15 protein-coding genes are annotated in these 18,410 nt (G+C 68.3%); 11 read left to right on the top strand and 4 right to left on the bottom strand.

Annotated features, from left to right (window positions below; genetic code table 11):
• Positions 1-9 precede the first annotated feature (9 nt).
• Positions 10-429: a septal ring lytic transglycosylase RlpA family protein gene (locus UN84_RS08925; RefSeq protein ID WP_082090962.1), complete on the top strand. Its 420-nt coding sequence runs from the start codon at positions 10-12 to the stop codon at positions 427-429.
• Between the two features lie 48 nt (positions 430-477).
• On the opposite strand, the gene UN84_RS08920 is transcribed toward UN84_RS08925, so the two are convergent.
• From UN84_RS08920 to UN84_RS08905, 4 genes are read right to left on the bottom strand one after another with little or no spacing between them, the layout of a single operon-like run.
• Positions 478-1,566, bottom strand: coding sequence for an ABC transporter substrate-binding protein (locus tag UN84_RS08920; protein ID WP_046080245.1), 1,089 nt, complete (start codon positions 1,564-1,566; stop codon positions 478-480).
• Entirely contained in the window at positions 1,566-2,939 is a 1,374-nt protein-coding gene (locus UN84_RS08915) for a sensor histidine kinase (protein ID WP_052719404.1), read from the bottom strand. Before UN84_RS08915 ends, UN84_RS08920 begins: the two co-directional genes overlap by 1 nt.
• Positions 2,936-3,595, bottom strand: a complete 660-nt coding sequence (locus UN84_RS08910) for a response regulator transcription factor (protein ID WP_046080246.1) — start codon at positions 3,593-3,595, stop codon at positions 2,936-2,938. The genes UN84_RS08915 and UN84_RS08910 overlap by 4 nt, the downstream gene beginning before the upstream one ends.
• Positions 3,592-4,203, bottom strand: coding sequence for a helix-turn-helix domain-containing protein (locus UN84_RS08905; protein ID WP_046080247.1), 612 nt, complete (start codon positions 4,201-4,203; stop codon positions 3,592-3,594). The genes UN84_RS08910 and UN84_RS08905 overlap by 4 nt, the downstream gene beginning before the upstream one ends.
• Before the next feature lie 211 nt (positions 4,204-4,414).
• On the opposite strand from UN84_RS08905, the gene UN84_RS08900 reads away from it, so the two are divergent.
• The 10 genes from UN84_RS08900 (at position 4,415) to urtE (ending at position 18,262) form a co-directional block, all read left to right on the top strand.
• Positions 4,415-5,401, top strand: a complete 987-nt coding sequence (locus UN84_RS08900; RefSeq protein ID WP_046080248.1) for a Bug family tripartite tricarboxylate transporter substrate binding protein — start codon at positions 4,415-4,417, stop codon at positions 5,399-5,401.
• Complete coding sequence (locus UN84_RS08895; RefSeq protein WP_035595999.1) at positions 5,401-5,853, top strand: tripartite tricarboxylate transporter TctB family protein; 453 nt, start codon at positions 5,401-5,403, stop codon at positions 5,851-5,853. The genes UN84_RS08900 and UN84_RS08895 overlap by 1 nt, the downstream gene beginning before the upstream one ends.
• Positions 5,853-7,379 (top strand): tripartite tricarboxylate transporter permease, encoded by a 1,527-nt coding sequence (locus tag UN84_RS08890; RefSeq protein WP_046080249.1) that lies wholly within the window; start codon positions 5,853-5,855, stop codon positions 7,377-7,379. The genes UN84_RS08895 and UN84_RS08890 overlap by 1 nt, the downstream gene beginning before the upstream one ends.
• Before the next feature lie 381 nt (positions 7,380-7,760).
• On the top strand, positions 7,761-10,331 hold the full coding sequence (locus UN84_RS08885; protein WP_046080250.1) for a bifunctional diguanylate cyclase/phosphodiesterase: 2,571 nt from the start codon (positions 7,761-7,763) through the stop codon (positions 10,329-10,331).
• Entirely contained in the window at positions 10,328-12,361 is a 2,034-nt protein-coding gene (locus UN84_RS08880; protein WP_237022301.1) for a sensor domain-containing diguanylate cyclase, read from the top strand. Before UN84_RS08885 ends, UN84_RS08880 begins: the two co-directional genes overlap by 4 nt.
• A gap of 232 nt (positions 12,362-12,593) precedes the next feature.
• A complete protein-coding gene (gene urtA, locus UN84_RS08875; protein ID WP_046080251.1) occupies positions 12,594-13,913 on the top strand; it encodes an urea ABC transporter substrate-binding protein in 1,320 nt (439 codons plus the stop codon).
• A 64-nt stretch (positions 13,914-13,977) separates the two neighbouring features.
• Positions 13,978-15,579: an urea ABC transporter permease subunit UrtB gene (urtB, locus tag UN84_RS08870; protein WP_046080252.1), complete on the top strand. Its 1,602-nt coding sequence runs from the start codon at positions 13,978-13,980 to the stop codon at positions 15,577-15,579.
• Between the two features lie 3 nt (positions 15,580-15,582).
• Positions 15,583-16,725 carry an urea ABC transporter permease subunit UrtC gene (gene urtC, locus UN84_RS08865; protein WP_046080253.1) on the top strand — a complete coding sequence of 381 codons (1,143 nt, stop codon included), beginning with the start codon at positions 15,583-15,585 and terminating at the stop codon, positions 16,723-16,725.
• Positions 16,722-17,570, top strand: a complete 849-nt coding sequence (gene urtD, locus UN84_RS08860; RefSeq protein ID WP_046080254.1) for an urea ABC transporter ATP-binding protein UrtD — start codon at positions 16,722-16,724, stop codon at positions 17,568-17,570. Before urtC ends, urtD begins: the two co-directional genes overlap by 4 nt.
• Entirely contained in the window at positions 17,564-18,262 is a 699-nt protein-coding gene (urtE, locus tag UN84_RS08855; protein WP_046080255.1) for an urea ABC transporter ATP-binding subunit UrtE, read from the top strand. Before urtD ends, urtE begins: the two co-directional genes overlap by 7 nt.
• Positions 18,263-18,410 lie beyond the last annotated feature (148 nt).

Raw genomic sequence — 18,410 nt, 5'->3', positions numbered from 1 at the left:
AGGTGACAGATGGGAATTTCCGGCAAGGCGGGCCTGGCCCGCCCCAGAGGCTTTCGCCGTCTGGTGCAAGTCGGCCTGGTGGCCTGGATGCTCGGCGCCGCCGGCGCGAGCCTGGCCCACGAGGACCAGCAGGGGGCGTCGATTCAGAAAGGGGTGGCGTCCTACTACAGCGACTACTTTCAGGGCCGTACCACGGCCAGCGGCGACGCCTTCGACCAGCGTGAACTCACCGCGGCCCACCGTACCCTGCCGTTCGGTACCAAGGTGCTGGTGACCCGGCCCGATAACGGACGACAGGTCGAGGTGATGATCAACGACCGAGGCCCCTTCGTTTCCGGCCGGGTGATCGACCTCTCCAAGAGCGCCGCTCGCGCGCTCGGCATGCTCCATCGCGGAACGGCCCGGGTCCAGCTCAGTCTGGCCGACTGAGCCCTTCCACCTGCGCCTTCTCCTCTGCGCCCGACGCCGTGCCACCCGCTAGGGCGGTGTGGCGTTCGCGCGCGTGAACTCCCGTTTCCAGCGTTCCAGCAGCGCCTGGCGCTTGAGGTCGTCCAGCGTCGCCAGCAGCTCCGGCCCCAGCGATACCGGGCGCAGCGCCTCGCCGTGTGTCGCCTGAAGGGCCGTGACCGTGCCCGGTCCGTTCAGGGCCGGGTGCATGGCGCCGAGAGGCGTCGCCTCGGCGATCACTCGCTGGCCCGACTCGCCGAGCAGGAAATTCATGAAACGGCGCGCATTGTCCGGATGCGGCGACTGGTGAGAGATCAGTGCCAGGCGCTGGGTGACCAGCGCATAGTCGTCGGGCACCACCACCTCCAGCGCCGGATGGGCATCGGCCACCGCCTGGGCGTAGCTGCCCAGCAGGTTGTAGCCGAGCCAGTAGCGGCCCTCGTCGAGGCCCTCGAGCATATCGCCGGTGGTGGTCGCCAGCGCCGTCTGCGTGGCACCGAAGGCGGCCACCAGATCCCAGTAGCGCGGCGTGAGCCGCGATTCCTGAATGGCATAGGCGTAGCCGGCGCCGCTGTGCTCCGGGTCGTAGGTGACCACGCGTCCGCGCATGGCGTCGGGATGACGCTCGAGCAGGGCGAGCAGCTCGGCGTGGCTGTCCGGGCGGCCGAAGCGCTCGATGAGCTCGCGGCGCACCACCATCACGATCGGTTCGAAGGTGAAGGCGAACAGCTCGTGCCGCCAGCGCGCCCAGGCAGGCCAGGCCTCGGCCTCCGGCGAGGCCAGCGAGCGGGCATGGCCGTCGTTGGCCAGCCGGTACTGCCAGGGCATGGCCGAGGACATCAATACGTCGACCTCGTCGGGATGCGCTAGGAAGCGCTGATGCAGGCTCAGGGTGTCGAGGTTGCGATAGGTCAGCGCGATGTCCGGATGGCGGGCATGGAAGGCCTCGAACAGCGTGCGGGCGTAGACCAGGTCCAGGGCACCGTGGACCACCAGCTCGCCCGAGGTGCCATCGTTCGTCGGCGTGGCGGGGTAGTGCAGGCGCTCGTCGGCGACGGCGAGCGGGGCCAGGCACAGCAGCGACCACAGTCCTATCAGCACGAGCCAGCGATGGCGCATCAGGTGGTCTCCTCCGGAAAGTGCAGGCCGACCCGCAGCCCCTGGCCGTTCAGCCCGTCATCGAGCCGCAGTCGGGCGCCGTGGGTGCGCGCGATGCCGTCGACGATGGCAAGCCCCAGCCCGGAGCCGTCGGGCTCGTCGCTGCCGCGATGGAAGGGACGCAGCATCAGCAGGCGCTGATCGGCGGGGATGCCGGGGCCGTCGTCCTCGACCTCGAGGACGGGCGGCGCGGCGGTGACCCGCACGGTGATGTGCGTCGCCCCGTAGCGGCGCGCGTTGTCGATCAGATTGGCCAGCGCTTCCTCGAGCTGCCAGTCGAGCCCGGCGACCGTCGCCGAGCTCTCCGAGGCTTCCAGGCCCAGGTCGATGCCGTCGCGATGACAGGCGCTCCAGTGGCGTCGCACGGCGTGCCGGGCCAGGTCGTCGAGGGCCACCGGTGCCAGCTCGGGATGGTACTCGGGGTTGTCGAGGCGGGTCAGCGACAGCAGCTGGACGGCCAGGTGCGAGGTGCGGGCGCTGGTCGCCTGCATGGCCTCGAGCGCCTCTCGCCAGCGCTGCGGGTCGTCCTGGCGCAGGGCCAGCTCGGCGCGGGCCGAGAGGCCGGCGAGGGGCGTGCGCAGCTGGTGCGAGGCGTCGCCGATGAAGCGCTCCTGGTTGGCTTTCACCCGGCGCATCCGCGCCAGCAGTTCGTTGAGCGTCTCGCGAAGTTCGGCCAGTTCGCGCGGCAGCGGCAGTGCCAGGGGCGTCAGGGTGCGCGGGTCGCGGGCGCGTATGGCGTGGCGCAGGCGGCTCAGCGGGGTCAGGGCGCCGCGGATGGCCAGCACCACGACCGCCGCAGCGAGCCCCGCCATGCCCAGGATGTAGGCCAGGTTGGTGCGCAGCAGCTCAGCCGCGAGGCGTTCGCGGCCCTCTCGGGTGTGAGCGACGCGTACCTCGAAACGCTCGCGGGTCTGCCAGTCCTCCAGGCGGGCGCGTCGCACGCCCTGGCGCAGTTCGAGGTCGTGCCAGACCAGGTCGCGGAAGTGCAGCGTGCCGGCCTTCTCATCGTCGCGGCGGGGCGGGCCGGGGAGGTCGGCGTTGCCGGTGACGAAGCGTCCCTCGGCGTTGTAGAGGGCGTAGAAGACGCGCTCCTCGGCATCGGTTGCGAGCATCTCGAGTGCCGCGGGAGGCAGGTCGAGCCACAGCCGCTCGTCCTGCCACTGGACCTGCTCGGCGATGGCCAGGGTGGCGGCCTCGAGCAGTCGATCGAAGGCGCGATCGGCGGTCTGACGCGCCTCGATCCAGGCCTGCAGCACCATCAGCGCGCCCAGTGCCATCAGCGGCAGCAGCAGCCAGGTCAGCAGCCGGCGATACAGGCTGTCGCGCCGCGTCACACCGCCTCCAGCAGGTACCCCAGGCCGCGCACGGTGCGCAAGGCGACGGCGCTGCCGGCCAGGCGCTTGCGCAGGCGGTGCACGTAGACCTCGATGGCGTTGTCGCCCATGGTCTCGCCCTGGAAGGCTTCCTCGGCGAGCCGGGCCTTGTCGACGGGCTCGCCGGCGTGGCGCATCAGGCAGGCCAGCAGGCGCTGCTCGCGCGGCGGCAGCGACAGCGTCTCGCCGTCTAGGGCGAAGCGCTGGGCCGGGGCGTCGAAGGCCAGCGGCCCGACCTGGAGTGTCTGGCCGCGTTCGCGGCGGCGGAGCAGGGCACGCACCCGGGCCTCGAGTTCGTCCAGGGCGAAGGGCTTGGCCAGGTAGTCGTCGGCGCCGAGATCGAGGCCGCGTACCCGGTCTTCCACCGCGCCCCGGGCGGTGAGGATCAGCACCGGGGTGTCGGCGTCGTGTCGGCGCAGGGTCTCGAGCACCTCGAGCCCGCCGCAGCCGGGCAGGTTGAGGTCCAGCAGCACCAGCAACAGGCCGTGGTCGGCGCCGTCCAGGCGTTGCCGGGCGGCCTCGCCGTCGGCCAGGTGTTCGATGCCATGACCCTCCAGCGACAGGGCGTCCACCAGTGTCTCCGCCAGCAGCCGGTCGTCTTCCACCAGCAGCATCATGTGTTTTTCTCCCTGTCGCCGGCCAGGCGCCTGGCCAGCGCGTCGCGGGCCCGTGTCAGGGCCTCGTGGGCGGTCTCCGGGGCCAGGCGGCCGGCGGGCCCGGACAGCGACAGCCACAGCGGCGGCTCCCCGGGCGCGTCGGCCAGCGCCAGGCAGGTCATGGTGCCGCCGGGCAGGGCGGGGCGCGGATCCGTATCCCGTTCGGTCGGCCAGCGGCTGCCGGGGCGCAGATCGTGGCGCAGCGGCGTGGCGGGCAGGGCGGCCAGCCGGCACTCCACCTCGCCGGGATGCAGCGCCAGCAGGGCCGCGGTTTCACCGGTCTCGGCGGCCAGGCGATCGAGCCAGGGCTGGACGCGCACGGCCAGCTGCTGCGAAGGCGCGTGGCGGCGGGCCAGGCGCATGGGGCTGCCGCCGAGTCGCCAGCGGCCGTCCTCGCCGCGCTGCACGTAGTCGAAGCGGGCCAGCGATCCGAGCAGGCGCAGCAGGGTGCTCTTGTAGAAGCCGGTGGCCTCGGCCAGTTCGGCCAGGGCGAACGCCTCCTGGGAAGAATCGAAGACCTCGAGCACGGTCAGCGCGCGCTCCACGGCCTCGACGCGGTCCTGGGCCATCTCGGCTCCTTTCGGTATCTCGGTGACGGACATTCGGCGCCCTGCAACTTTGGTCGCAATTCGACGCCACGGCATTGACCCCCATGGCGTGGGCGGCCTAATTTTCCGCTCAAGGGAACGTTGTTCTGCCTTACAGAATTGTAAGGCAGGTGTCAGCGCCCGGCAAGCCCGACCCGATCCGCCAACGAAAATCATAGAGGGGACAACAACAATGTCCGTGAGAACGCCGCTCAAGTTCGTCGCCGTCGCCGCCTTCACCGTCAGCGCCGGTTCCGCCATGGCCTTCGAACCCCAGGGCAAGGTCGAGTGCATCGCCCCCGCCGATCCGGGGGGCGGCTGGGACTTCACCTGCCGCAGCGTCGGCAACGTCATGGAGCAGCTGGACCTGGTGCCGGCCAACGTGCAGACCATCAATATGGCCGGCGCCGGCGGCGGTGTGGCCTACGCCCATACCGTCAGCAAGCGTGCCGGCGACGAGCAGCTGCTGGTGGCCGCCTCCACCGCCACCACTACCCGCCTGGCCCAGGGGCAGTTCCCGGGCATGACCGCCGACATGGTCAACTGGGTGGGCGCGCTGGGCGCCGACTATGGCGTGATCGCCGTGGCTGATGATTCCGAGTACGACGATCTGCCCGAGCTGATGGAGGCGCTCAAGGAAAACCCGCGCAGCGTCAAGTTCGCCGGCGGCAGCGCCAAGGGCGGCTGGGACCACCTCAAGGTGCTGATCGCCGCCCAGGAAGCCGGCGTCGAGAACCTGCCGCGCATTCCCTACCTGTCGTACAACAACGGTGGTGAAGCCATGACCCAGGTGGTCGGTGGCCACGTCGACGCCTTCACCGGCGACATCACCGAGGCTCAGGGCTTCATGGAGTCCGGTGACCTGCGAGTGCTGGCCGTGCTCGCCGAGGAGCGCCTGCCGGGCGAGTACAGCGACATCCCCACCGCCCGCGAGCAGGGCATCGACGCCATCGGCCCGAACTGGCGCGGCTTCTACATGCCGGCCGACGTCTCCGACGAGGCCAAGCAGTACTGGATGGATGCCATGGACACCATCTACGAGAGCCAGGAGTGGAAGGATGTCATGACCAGCAATGGCCTGATGCCGTTCCACATGAGCGCCGGTGAGTTCGAGCAGTTCGTGACCGACCAGATCGCCGACATCAATCAACTCTCCAAAGATATCGGGCTGATCCAGTAATGACCTTCAACGACCGCATCTTCGGGGTCCTGTTGATCGCCCTGGCCGTCGCGTACGGCTGGGGCGCCAGCCAGTTTCCCGAGCCGTTCGGCGGGGCCGAGGGCGTCGGCCCCGAGACCTTCCCGCTGCTGCTGTCCGCGGTGCTGGCGCTGTCCAGCCTCTATCTGATCGTGCGCCCCGACCCGGATAACGCCTGGCCGTGGAGCCGCACCGGCATCGAGCTGGTGATCGCGGTGGTGGTGCTGATCGCCTACACCGCGCTGCTGCAGCCGCTTGGCTTCATCCTCAGTACCCTGCTGGCCGTGGGCACGCTGTGCTGGCGCATGGGCGCCTCTCCGGTCCGGGCCTACGTCACCGGCGGCGTGGCCGGGGTGGTGGTGTTCCTGGTGTTCAACTTTGCCCTCGATCTGGCGCTGCCGCTGGGGCCGCTGTCCCTCCTGGAGGTGAGCTGATGGAAACGCTGGGTTATCTGATCGACGGCTTCGGCGTCGCCCTGGCGCCGCATAACCTGATGTTCGCCCTGCTGGGGGCCTTCCTCGGCACCCTGATCGGGGCGCTGCCGGGCCTCGGGCCGGCCAATGGCGTGGCGATCCTGATTCCGCTGGCCTTCTCCCTGGGCCTGGCGCCGGAAACCGCGCTGATCATGCTCACCTCGGTCTATGCCGGGGCCATGTACGGCGGGCGCATCTCCTCGATTCTGCTCAACATTCCCGGCGACGAGCCGGCGATGATGACCTGCCTTGACGGCTATCCGATGGCCAGGAAGGGCAAGGCTGCCGAGGCGCTGGCGATCTCCGCCGTGGCCTCCTTCATGGGCAGCCTGATCGCCACCGTGGGCCTGATCCTGCTGGCGCCGCTGCTGGCCAGGTTTGCCCTGACCTTCGGCCCGGCCGAGTATTTCGCGCTGTTCCTGCTGGCCTTCGCCACCCTGGGCGGCATTACCGGCAAGAACCCGATGAAGACCGTGGTAGCGGCCTGCCTGGGCCTGATGATCTCCACCATGGGCATCGACAGCACCGGCGTGCAGCGCTACACCTTCGGCGTGCTGGAGCTCTACGAGGGCGTCGACTTCATCATCGCCATCGTCGGCCTGTTTGCCATCTCCGAGCTGCTGTTCTTCATCGAGGACAAGGCCGGCGGCGGCAAGGAAAAGATGACCGTCAACAAGCTGTCGCTGAAGTGGGCCGACATCCGCGGCATCATGCCGTCGAGCATTCGCGGCGGGATCCTCGGCTTCATCGCCGGTGTGCTTCCCGGTGCGGGGGCTTCCCTGGGCAGCTTCATCGGCTACACCCTCGAGAAGAAGGTGGTCGGCAGCAAGGGCTACTTCGGTGAGGGCGACCCGCGCGGCGTGGCCGGCCCCGAGGCCGGCAACAACGGCGCCTCCAGCGGTGCCCTGGTGCCTATGCTGACCCTCGGCGTGCCGGGCAGCGGCACCACCGCGGTGCTGCTGGCGCTGCTGATCTCGCTGAACATCACCCCGGGACCGCTGATGTTCACCCAGAACGCCGATATCGTCTGGGGTGTGATCGCGGCGCTGTTGATCGGCAACTTCCTGCTGCTGGTGCTGAACATTCCGCTGGTGGGCATCTTCGTCCGGCTGCTGTCGGTGCCGCCGAAGTACCTGCTGCCGGTTGTCACCATGGTGGCGTTCGTGGGCATCTACTCGATCAGCAACAGCGCCTTCGACCTCTACTTCATGGTGGCCTTCGGCGTGGCCGGCTATGTCTTCCGCAAGCTGGAGATCCCGCTGGTGCCGATCATCCTCGGCCTGCTGCTGGGGCCGGAGATGGAGAAGAACCTGCGTCACGCCATGGACATCGCCGACGGCGACTGGACCATCCTGTGGGACAGCGGCCTGGCCATCGGCCTGTGGGTGTTCGCCGGCCTCGGCCTGATCCTGCCCTACATCGTCGGCCCGCTGCTGCGCCGTCGCATGAAAGCGGCCACCGGCACCGGAGGCCCGGAGGGCGACTGATGGCGTTAGCCTGAACGCGTCCGCCACCTGACGGGGGCGTCGGCAGCCGGCCGGCGCCCCCGTTGCGTATCGGGCGGGAAGGCACGGCGGTGCGAATGGCCAGGGCCGATGCCGGCTGCGACCCGTGTCCACACCCGTCGCGACACGCCGATCAAGACCGTCGATCCCTTGCCGATAGAAGGGTCACGGGGTCGGACGCGCCATGTCGGCAGCAGGCAGATGCTATATGCTCTGTCGAGCAGGATGCCTTTGCGGCTGACGTGCCCGGAGAGGGCATCGTCAGTCCCGTCGATGTCGACGATGTCCGGCAGGGGCCAGGCGTGATCCTTCTTGCTTACAGTGCCGCCAGGCCGAGCCAGCAACGTACCAGGGACCGTGCCGATGAAACGAGAGCTTCCGTGGCTGGAGGCGCAGCAGGACATCCACGAGCGGATCGCTCGGCAGCAGCCGCTGCACGACACTCTGTCGGCCATCGCCCGTTGGGTGGAGCTGGTGCTGCCCGGCGCCACTGCGGCCTTCATGCGTCACGAGCCGTCGTCGGACACCCTCGGCCTCGAGGTCGGCGAGGGGCTGTCCGACGCGTACGCGCGTCGCTGCTGGTCGGTGCCGTTGAATGCCGAGGCGGCGTCTTTCGCTGCTGCGGCCCGTGAGGGGCGCTTCATCGTCTCGGATGACATCGCCCTCGACCCGCGCTGGGTGCGTCTGCGCGCGGCGGCCCTGGACGAGGGCGTGCGGGCCTGCTGGTCGATGCCGGTGGTCAGCCCCGACGATACGCTGCTGGGGGTGCTCGACGCCTATTTCCCCACGCCCAGGGAGCCCACCCAGGTCGCCGAGCGGCGCCTGCGCCAGGCGGCCGCGCTGATCTCGCTGGCCCTGATACGTGACCGCGATGGTCGGGAACACAAGGCGCTGTCCCGCTGGCATCACGCGCTGTTCGACAACCATCCGCACGGGGCTTACGCCTTCGATCTGGAGGGACGTTTCCAGCGCGTCAATCCCGCCGTCGAGCGCATCACCGGCCACTCGCCGGAGGCGATGCTGGGGATGCATTTCTGTCGTTTCGTCGAGCCTGCCTGGCGGGCCTCGGCCCAGGCCAACTTCGACCGGGCCCGGGCCGGCGAGACGCTGACCTACGAGATTCGCATCGTCCACGCGTCGGGGCGTTCCTGCCGACTGGAGGTAAGCAAGTTCCCGGTGATCATCGATGGCGAGATCGTCAGCGTCTATGGCGTCTGCCGTGACGTCACCCAAGAGCGGCGACAGACCGACGAGCTGCGCCTGCTCAAGCGCGGCATCGATGCCAGCCCGGCCGGTATGCTGATGATCGAGGCACGCTTCGATACGCCCATCGTGTTCAGCAATCCGGCCTTCGAGGCCATGACCGGCTATGCGCAGAATGAGGTGATGGGCCGCAGCTGGGAGCTGCTTCAGGGGCCCGAGACCGAAACGGAGGCCGTCGAGGCCATGCACATGGCGATACGCCAGCGTCGCGGTATCGAGGTCACGCTGCGTCACTACCGCAAGGACGGCTCGACGTTCTGGAACCACCTGATCATCAGCCCGGTCTTCGATGCCGGCGGCGACTGCACGCATTTCATCGGCAGCCTGCGGGATGTCACCCTGGAAAAGGAGCAGGAGGCGCTGATCGCCTATCAGGCCACCCATGACCTGACGACCGGCCTGCCCAACCACGGCGACTTCGTCGATCGCCTGGGTGAGGCCCTGAGTCAACCCGCGTTTCTGGCGGTGATGATCCTCAACATGGACGGCTTCAAGAGCATCAACGAGGGGCTGGGGCGCCCCTTGGGCAACCAGGTGCTGATGCGCGTGGCCCAGCGCCTCAGGCGGCTGGTGGGCGAAGGGCAGGTCGTGGCCCGCCTGATGGGCGACGAGTTCGGGGTGATGTTGACCGGGCTCGACGGTGGAGACTCGGTCGCCGAGCTGGCCGAGCGCACCCTCGAGACGTTGGCGCTGCCCATCGAAGCCGACGGGCAGCGTCTTCATGTCAGTGCCAGCATCGGTATCGCCGACAACGAGGGCGGCGCCTCGCAGCCCCATGAGCTGCTGCAGCACGCGGATTCGGCGCTGGAGCGGGCCAAGCGCCAGGGTCGCAATACCTGGCAGTGGTATCGCGGCCGCGAGGTGGCGGGCTCCCGGGACAGCGTGCTGCTGCGCCATGACCTGCACGCCGCCCTGCAGGACGAGCAGTTCGAACTGCACTATCAGCCGCTGGTAGAGGCCCCCAGCGGGCGCATCTGCGGGGTCGAGGCCCTGGTGCGTTGGCGTCATCCCGAGCGCGGCATGGTCTCGCCAGGCGACTTCATCCCGTTGGCCGAGCAGACCGGCCAGATCATCCCGCTGGGCCGCTGGGTGCTGCGCCGTGCCTGCCGCGAACTGGCGGGGTTCAATGCCGGTCGCGAACGCCCGCTGTCGCTGGCCGTGAACATCTCGTCGCTACAGTTCCACCGCGACGGCTTCTTCGATGAGGTCTGCCGAGTGCTGGACGAGACCGGGTTGCCTCCCGGGCAGCTGGAGCTGGAGGTCACCGAGAGCGTCTTCCTTGACGGTGCCTCTCAGGTGGTCGATGTGATGAATCGTCTCAAGGCCATCGGCGTACGGGTGGCCATCGACGACTTCGGTACCGGTTTCTCCAGCCTCAGCTACCTCTGTGACCTGCCGACGCACAAGGTGAAGCTCGATCGCAGCTTCATCGCCAGGACGCCCACCGAACGCCGCAGTGCGGCCATCGTGCAGGGCGTGATCACCATGGCGCACCACATGGACATGGTGGTGGTCGCCGAGGGCATCGAGACTGCAGTACAGTGGCAGGACATGCTGCGCCGCCGCTGCGATCTGCTCCAGGGCTTTTACTTCGCCCGCCCGATGCCGCTCACCGCGTTAGGAAATCTGCCCGATCATCTGGCCGTCGACTCGCCGATTCCTTTGACATGATGCTACCGACCTCGCTCGGGGCGCGCCTGGTCATCGCCACGGTCGTGCCCCTTCTGCTCGTCACGGCGGCGCTGGCGCCGATCTTCGTCGCCCAGCTCCAGACGCGTCTCGACGGCGCTCGGGATGCCGCGGCCACGCGGCTCGACGCCGAGTACGAGACCCTGCTTCACGACATGAACGAGAGTTTCAACCAGGTGCTGGCCGTAGCCGAGCTGCCGTTGCTGCGACGCCACCTGCGCGATGTCCATGACGGCGTGGCGATCTATCGCCAGATCTCCACCCAGACGAACCTGGCACAGCTGTCGGCGCTGCTCGATACCCTGACGACCCATTTCGGTCGCTACAGTCGCCTCGTCCTGATCGGTGTCGAGGGCGAGGAGCTGATGTCGGCCGGCACTCGCCCGTTGCCCCATCCGACCGGCGTCGACCACGCCCATGCCGACTACTTTCGCGAGGCCATGCGACAGCCGGCGCGGAATCTCTACGTATCGCCACCGCGGGTCGGGCTCAGCCGTGCTGGCGCCGAGGCGGGCACCACGGCGGTGATCGACATCGCCACGCCGGTGTTCGGCGCCGACGGCCACCGTCTCGGCGTGCTGCTGTTCACCCTGGACTGGCACTATCTCACGGCACGGCTGCCTCATGTCGTCGGCGAAGAAGCGGGAGTGCGGGCGGTCATGGCCGATGCCCGCGGCCGCTGGCTGCTGCCCGACGTGGAAGACGGCATCCAGTTCGGAGGACTGCTGGAGGAGCGCTATCCCGCCTTCTGGCAGGACCTCGAGACGCGCAGCCAGGGCGAGATGCCGCTCGACGAGGATCTGCTGCGCTTCCGCACCCATGATATCCGCACCCACCACTATCGCAGCCAGGCGGGCATGATCATGACCTCGCCGGACACCCAGCCCTGGAGACTCGGCATCCTGGTGCCCCGGCCGACGCTTTCGGCGCTGCTGCTGGGCAATCCGTGGCAGCTGCTGGTGATCGTGCTGACCTATCTGCTGGCGGTGGCCGTGGGCGTGCTGTGGGTGCTCAGCCTGCAGCGTCAGCATCAACTGCGTCGCCAGGCCATGGCCTTTTCCCGCGAAGCGCAGCGCCTGGCCGGGGAGGCCCGTCAGTACGCCGACGAGGTGCAGGATCTCTACGAGCACGCGCCCTGCGGCTATCACTCCCTGGACGCCGATGGCCGCATCGTCAGGATCAACCGCACCGAGCTCGGCTGGTTGGGGCTGCGGGCCGACGAGGTCATCGGTCGTCGTCTGTATCGCGATTTCGTCAGCCCGGAGACCCGGAGCGCCTTCCAGGCGGCCTTTCGCCGCGTGCTGGGCGAAGAGGGCGAAGGCAGCGCCGAGTGCGAGCTGTTGCGTGCCGACGGCACGACGCTGCCGGTAGCGATCCAGGCGACTGCCCAGGTCACCGCGGAGGGCTTCCAGTACACCCGGGCCACGGTCTTCGATCTTCGCGAGCGCAAGGACCTGGAGGCTCGCCTGGAGCAGCAGGCCATGACCGATCCCCTGACCGGCCTGGGCAATCGCCGCTATCTGATGGAGCAGGCCGCCCTGGAGATGGCAAGGGCGCGCCGCCGCGGCATGCCGCTGAGCCTGGTGGCCATCGACCTGGATCATTTCAAGCGCATCAACGACGTTCACGGTCACGACGTGGGCGATCGGGTGCTCCAGGCCTTCGCCGAGACAGTGCGCGAGCAGCTGCGAGAGGGCGACGTGCTGTGCCGCATGGGCGGCGAGGAGTTCGTCGCGCTGCTCTGCGATACCGATGCCGATCAGGCCATGGCCGTGGCCGAGCGGCTGAGGCAGGCGGTGGCGGCGACGCCGGTGGGGACCTCGACGAGGATCGACGACGCCTCGTCCGGGGCATCGTGGCTGTCCTATTCTGCCTCGCTGGGCGTGGCGCGGATCGATCCGGCCGAGGACTCGCTGACGCCGGCCATCAAGCGCGCCGACCAGGCGCTCTATGCGGCCAAGCAGGCGGGGCGCGATCGCGTGCATGCCCGGTTCGAGCCGGCCGGGGACTGATGCGGCACCAAAGTGGCGCGTAAGCGGCGCACCCCTTGCACCAGAAGGGCACTTTCGGCGGAGTTGGGCGCTCAAGGGGATTCTTTAAGTTATTGAAAAATAATGTTTATCCCGGTTGATCCAGAATGTGGCGTAGCTCTTGCAGAGTGGGGGTAGGGCATGGTGCACCGTGGTGTGTCAGCGCCCTCCATAACAACGCCAATGCAACGTCTGGATCGACAAGGAGATCACCATGAGTTCCCATTCGCCCACCGTGCCCAAGCGCCTGTTCGTCGCCAGCCTGCTGAGCCTGGCCGTCTCGGCACCGGCCCTGGCGCAGGAAGATCCCATCAAGGTCGGCATCCTGCACTCGCTCTCCGGCACCATGGCCATCAGCGAGTCGACCCTCAAGGACACCATGCTGATGCTAATCGAGCAGCAGAACGAGCAGGGCGGCCTGCTCGGCCGCGAGCTCGAGCCGGTGGTGGTCGACCCGGCCTCCGACTGGCCGCTGTTCGCCGAGAAGGCGCGCCAGCTGCTGGCCCAGGACGAGGTCGACGTGATCTTCGGCAACTGGACATCGGTGTCGCGGAAGTCGGTGCTGCCGGTGGTCGAGGAGCTCGACGGCCTGCTGTTCTACCCGGTCCAGTACGAGGGTGAAGAGTCCTCCGAGAACGTCTTCTACACCGGGGCCGCGCCCAACCAGCAGGCGATCCCGGCGGTCGATTACCTGATGAACGACGTCGGCGTGGAGCGCTGGGTGCTGGCCGGCACCGACTATGTCTATCCGCGCACCACCAACAAGATTCTCGAGGCCTATCTCAAGGATCATGGCGTCGCCGACGACGACATCATGGTCAACTACACCCCCTTCGGGCATTCCGACTGGCAGAACATCGTCTCCGACATCAAGGACTTCGGCAGCCAGGGCAAGAAGACCGCGGTGGTCTCGACCATCAACGGCGACGCCAACGTGCCGTTCTACCGTGAGCTCGGCAACCAGGGCATCGATGCCGCGGACATCCCGGTGGTGGCCTTCTCGGTGGGCGAGCAGGAGCTCTCCGGCATCGACACCGCGCCGCTGGTCGGCCACCTGGCGGCCTGGAACTACTTCATGAGCGTCGATACCGACACCAACTACGACTTCATCGACAGCTGGATCGACTACAACGGCGACGAGATGGCGGTCACCAACGACCCCATGGAGGCCCACTACATCGGCTTCAACATGTGGAGCGAGGCCGTGCGCAAGGCCGGCACCACCGAGGTCGACGCGGTCAAGGACGCCATCATCGGCGTGTCCGTGCCCAACCTGACCGGTGGCTATGCCACCATGATGCCCAATCACCACATCACCAAGCCGGTGCTGATCGGCGAGATCCAGGACAACGGCCAGTTCTCCATCGTCTGGGAGACGCCCTCCACCGTGGCCGGCGATGCCTGGTCCGACTACCTGCCGGGCTCGCGGGACCTGATCAGCGACTGGCGCGCGCCGATGCGCTGCGGCAACTACAACGTCGTCGAGGGACGCTGCGGCGGCGGTGCCGACACCGAGGTGGCTTCGGCCGAATAAGCAGCCGCTCCCCGGGCCGCGTCGCGGCCCGGGCCTTCCTTTCTCCCACTGACAGGACATGGTCATGAGGACGATTCGCTCCCTCGTGCAGGGGCTGCTGTGCCTGATCGTCGTCTCGCTCGCCGCGCCGACCGGCCTGGCCGCGGCCGACGACGGCCGGGCACTGCTCGAGGCCCTCGACACCGATTCCTACGCCGCCAAGGGCGAGGCCGTGACGGCCATCGCCGACAGCGGCCATCCGCAGAGCCGCGCCTGGCTCGAGGCGCTGCTCGACGGCAAGCTGCAGCGCCAGCAAGACGCCGGCCGCTTCGTGGTGGTGCTCGCCAATCGCGGCCGCCACTGGCCGGTGCGCGATGCGATCACCGACGAGGAACTCGGCGAGATGTCGCGTCGCGATCTGGATCGCATCGGCATCAACAATGCGCTGCGCGGCCAGCTGCAGAACACCCTGGCGCTGCTCGACCTGCGGGCTCCGGCGGTCTCGGCGCGCCGCGAGGCGGCCCGGAACCTGCTGGGCCGGGTCGAGCCCGCGATGGTCGAGCCGCTTAACGCCCTGATGGAGGGCGAATTCGACGACGAGGTGCGCCGGCTGCTGACCCAGGCCATCGCCATCCAGCGCCTGGAGCAGGGCGACGTCGAGGCGGTGGAGGCGCTGTCCGGCAGTCTCAATGCCTCCGTGCGCTCGGCGCTCAGCGCCGCCGCTCGCAGCGATGACACGGCGCTGTCCGAGGCCGCCACCGAGGCCCTGGCCGGCATCGAGCAGAAGCAGAAGCTGAACGACGGCATCCAGACGCTGTATTTCGGCCTGTCGCTCGGCTCGGTGCTGGTGCTGGCGGCGATCGGCCTGGCCATCACCTTCGGCGTGATGGGCGTGATCAACATGGCCCACGGCGAGCTGATCATGCTCGGCGCCTACACCACCTGGGGCATGCAGCAGCTGCTGCCGGGCCAGCCGGGACTGGCGCTGCTGCTGTCGATTCCCGCGGGCTTCCTGGTCGCGGCGCTGGCCGGCATCGTCATCGAGCGCAGTGTCATCCAGTTCCTCAAGGGCCGGCCGCTGGAGACCCTGCTGGCCACCTTCGGCGTCAGTCTGATCCTCCAGCAGCTGGTGCGCACCCTGATCTCGCCGCTCAACCGCACGGTGGTCTCGCCGGAGTGGATGAGCGGCTCGCTGATGATCAACGAGGGCCTGTCGCTGACCCTCAACCGCCTGTTCGTGCTGGGCTTCGCGCTGCTGGTGTTCGCCGGGCTGATGCTGGTGATGCGCCGCACCCGGCTTGGCCTTGAGGTGCGCGCCGTGACCCAGAACCGTGCCATGGCGCGCTCGATGGGCATCCGCGCGACCCGGGTCGACATCCTGACCTTCGCCCTGGGCTCCGGCGTGGCGGGCCTGGCCGGCGTGGCGCTGTCCCAGCTCACCAACGTCGGGCCCAACCTCGGCCAGAACTACATCATCGATTCGTTCATGGTGGTGGTGTTCGGCGGCGTGGGGAACCTGTGGGGCACCCTGGTGGCCGGGCTGTCGCTTGGTGTCATCAACCAGGTGCTCGAGCCCTGGGCCGGCGCCGTGCTGGCCAAGATCCTGGTGCTCGTGTTCATCATCCTGTTCATTCAGAAACGCCCCCGCGGACTCTTTCCGCAGAAGGGCCGTGCGGCGGAGGGCTGATCCATGCTGGCTTCGAGATCCTGGCTGTCGCGGCCGCTGCGCGAGCGGTCGACGCAACTCTTTCTCGGCGTGCTGCTGGCCGCACTGGCGGTCGTCACGCTGCTCAACCTGATCGTGCCGGCGGGGCATCCGATGCACGTCTCGACCTATACCGTGACCCTGCTCGGCAAGTACCTGAGCTTCGCGCTGCTGGCGGTGGCGCTGGACCTGGTGTGGGGCTATCTCGGCATCCTGAGCCTCGGCCACGGCGCCTTCTTCGCCCTGGGCGGGTACGCCATGGGCATGTACCTGATGCGCCAGATCGGCGACCGGGGCGTCTATGGCGACCCGGTGTTGCCGGATTTCATGGTGTTTCTCGACTGGGACAGCCTGCCCTGGTACTGGCAAGGCTTCGACATGGCGGGGTTCGCCTTTTTGATGGTGCTGCTGGCGCCGGGGCTGCTGGCACTGGTGTTCGGCTTCCTGGCGTTCCGCTCCCGGGTCACCGGGGTCTATCTGTCGATCATCACCCAGGCCCTGACCTTCGCCCTGATGCTGGCCTTTTTCCGCAACGAGATGGGCTTCGGCGGCAACAACGGCCTGACCGACTTCAAGGAGCTGCTCGGCTTCGACCTGCGCAGCGACGCCACGCGACTGGGGCTGTTCCTGGCCTCTGGGCTGGCGCTGGCGCTGGGCTATGTGCTGTGCCGGGCCATCGTCGCCAGCAAGCTGGGCCGCGTCAGCGTGGCCTGCCGCGACGCCGAGGCGCGCACGCGCTTTCTCGGCTATCGCGTCGAGCGCGTGCAGCTGTTCGTGTTCGTGGTCTCGGCGATGCTCGCCGGCGTGGCCGGCGCCCTCTACGTGCCCCAGGTCGGCATCATCAACCCCGGCGAGTTCTCGCCCATCTTCTCCATCGAGGTGGTGCTGTGGGTGGCGCTCGGCGGCCGCGGTACCCTCTACGGCGCGGTGATCGGGGCGCTTCTGGTCAACTACGCCAAGACGGTGTTCACCGGGGTGATGCCGGAGGCCTGGCTGTTCGCTCTCGGCGGGCTCTTCGTGGTGGTCACGGTGCTGCTGCCGAAGGGCATGGCCGGCCTGCTGGCGTCGCTGCGCCGCCGCCGTGACGACGTCGCCTCCGAGACACCCACGCAAGGAGCGAGCTCATGAACCTGCTCAAGGAGATGGCCAGCCGTGATCGCGTCTTCGATTTCATGGCGCCGGTGCGCTCGCCGGTGGACGTGCGCCACGGCCCCATCCTGTATCTGGAGGACGTCAGCGTCAGCTTCGACGGCTTCCGCGCCATCAATGACCTGAACCTGACCATCGACGACGGCGAGCTGCGCTGCATCATCGGCCCCAACGGCGCCGGCAAGACCACCATGATGGACATCATCACCGGCAAGACCCGGCCCGATCACGGCTCGGTGTGGTTCGGCAGCCGCCACGATCTGCTGACCATGAACGAGCCGCAGATCGCGAGCCTCGGCATCGGCCGCAAGTTCCAGAAGCCGACCGTCTTCGAGGCCCTGACGGTGTTCGAGAATCTCGAGCTCGCCATGGCCGCCGACAAGCGCATCTGGCCCACCCTGACCGCCCGGCTTTCCGGCGAGGCGCGGGACCGCATCGACGAGGTGCTGGTCACCATCGGCCTGAGCGCGCACCGCGACCGGCCGGCCGGGATCCTCTCCCATGGTCAGAAGCAGTGGCTGGAGATCGGCATGCTGCTGATGCAGCGGCCGCGGCTGCTGCTGGTCGACGAGCCGGTGGCGGGGATGACCGAACAGGAAATGGAGCGCACCGCCGAGCTGCTCACCGGCCTGGCCGGCAAGCAGTCGGTGGTGGTGGTCGAGCACGACATGGGCTTCGTGCGCTCGATCGCACGCACCGTGACGGTGCTGCATCAGGGCAGCGTGCTGGCCGAGGGCAGCATGGACCAGGTGTCGAGCGATCCCAAGGTGGTCGAGGTCTATCTCGGCACCGAGTCGGACAACACGGAGGATGCCCGATGCTGAGCATTCGCGCACTCGATCAGTACTACGGCGAGAGCCATACCCTGTGGGGCGTCGACCTCGAGATTCCGGCCGGGCAGTGCACCTGCGTGATGGGCCGCAACGGGGTGGGCAAGACCACCCTGATGAAGGCGGTGATGGGCGAGGTCGCGGTGGCCTCGGGCAGCCTGCGCTACGCCGACGACGTGGAGTTGACCAAGAAACGCGTGGAGGATCGCCCGCGGCTCGGCATCGGCTACGTGCCCCAGGGGCGCCAGATCTTCCCGCTGCTGACCGTGGAGGAGAACCTGCGCACCGGCCTGGCGGCCCGCGGCGACGGCACCAGGCGCATTCCCGAGCGCATCTACGAGCTGTTCCCCGTGCTCGCCGAGATGCGCCACCGGCGCGGCGGCGATCTCTCCGGCGGCCAGCAGCAGCAGCTGGCCATCGGCCGTGCCCTGGTGCTGGAGCCGAGGCTGCTGATCCTCGACGAGCCGGGGGAGGGCATCCAGCCCAATATCGTTGCCCAGATCGGCGAGGTGATCCGCCGGCTGATCCGCGAGGACGGCCTGACCGTGCTGCTGGTCGAGCAGAAGCTGCCCTTCGCCCGCAGGTATGCCGACCGCTTCGCGATCATGGATCGCGGGCGGCCGGTGGCCGAGGGGGCGATCGATGAGCTCGACGACGAACTGATCAGGACCCACCTGACGGTCTGACGCCTGTCGTCCGATGACTTGCGCCCGCCCGGCCCGGCCGAGGCGGGCGTCTTGCTTTATATCAGTGCAAGCGAAACTCTCTTGCTCGATAGCGGTGCGCGATCAGGGCCTGAAACGACTCGCCATGGTGCATAGAGTGGCTGTATGC

The sequence above is a fragment of the Halomonas sp. HG01 genome (assembly GCF_000968715.2).
GTDB classification, from domain to species: Bacteria; Pseudomonadota; Gammaproteobacteria; order Pseudomonadales; family Halomonadaceae; genus Halomonas; species Halomonas halophila.
This window is presented reverse-complemented; position numbering and strand designations above follow the sequence as displayed.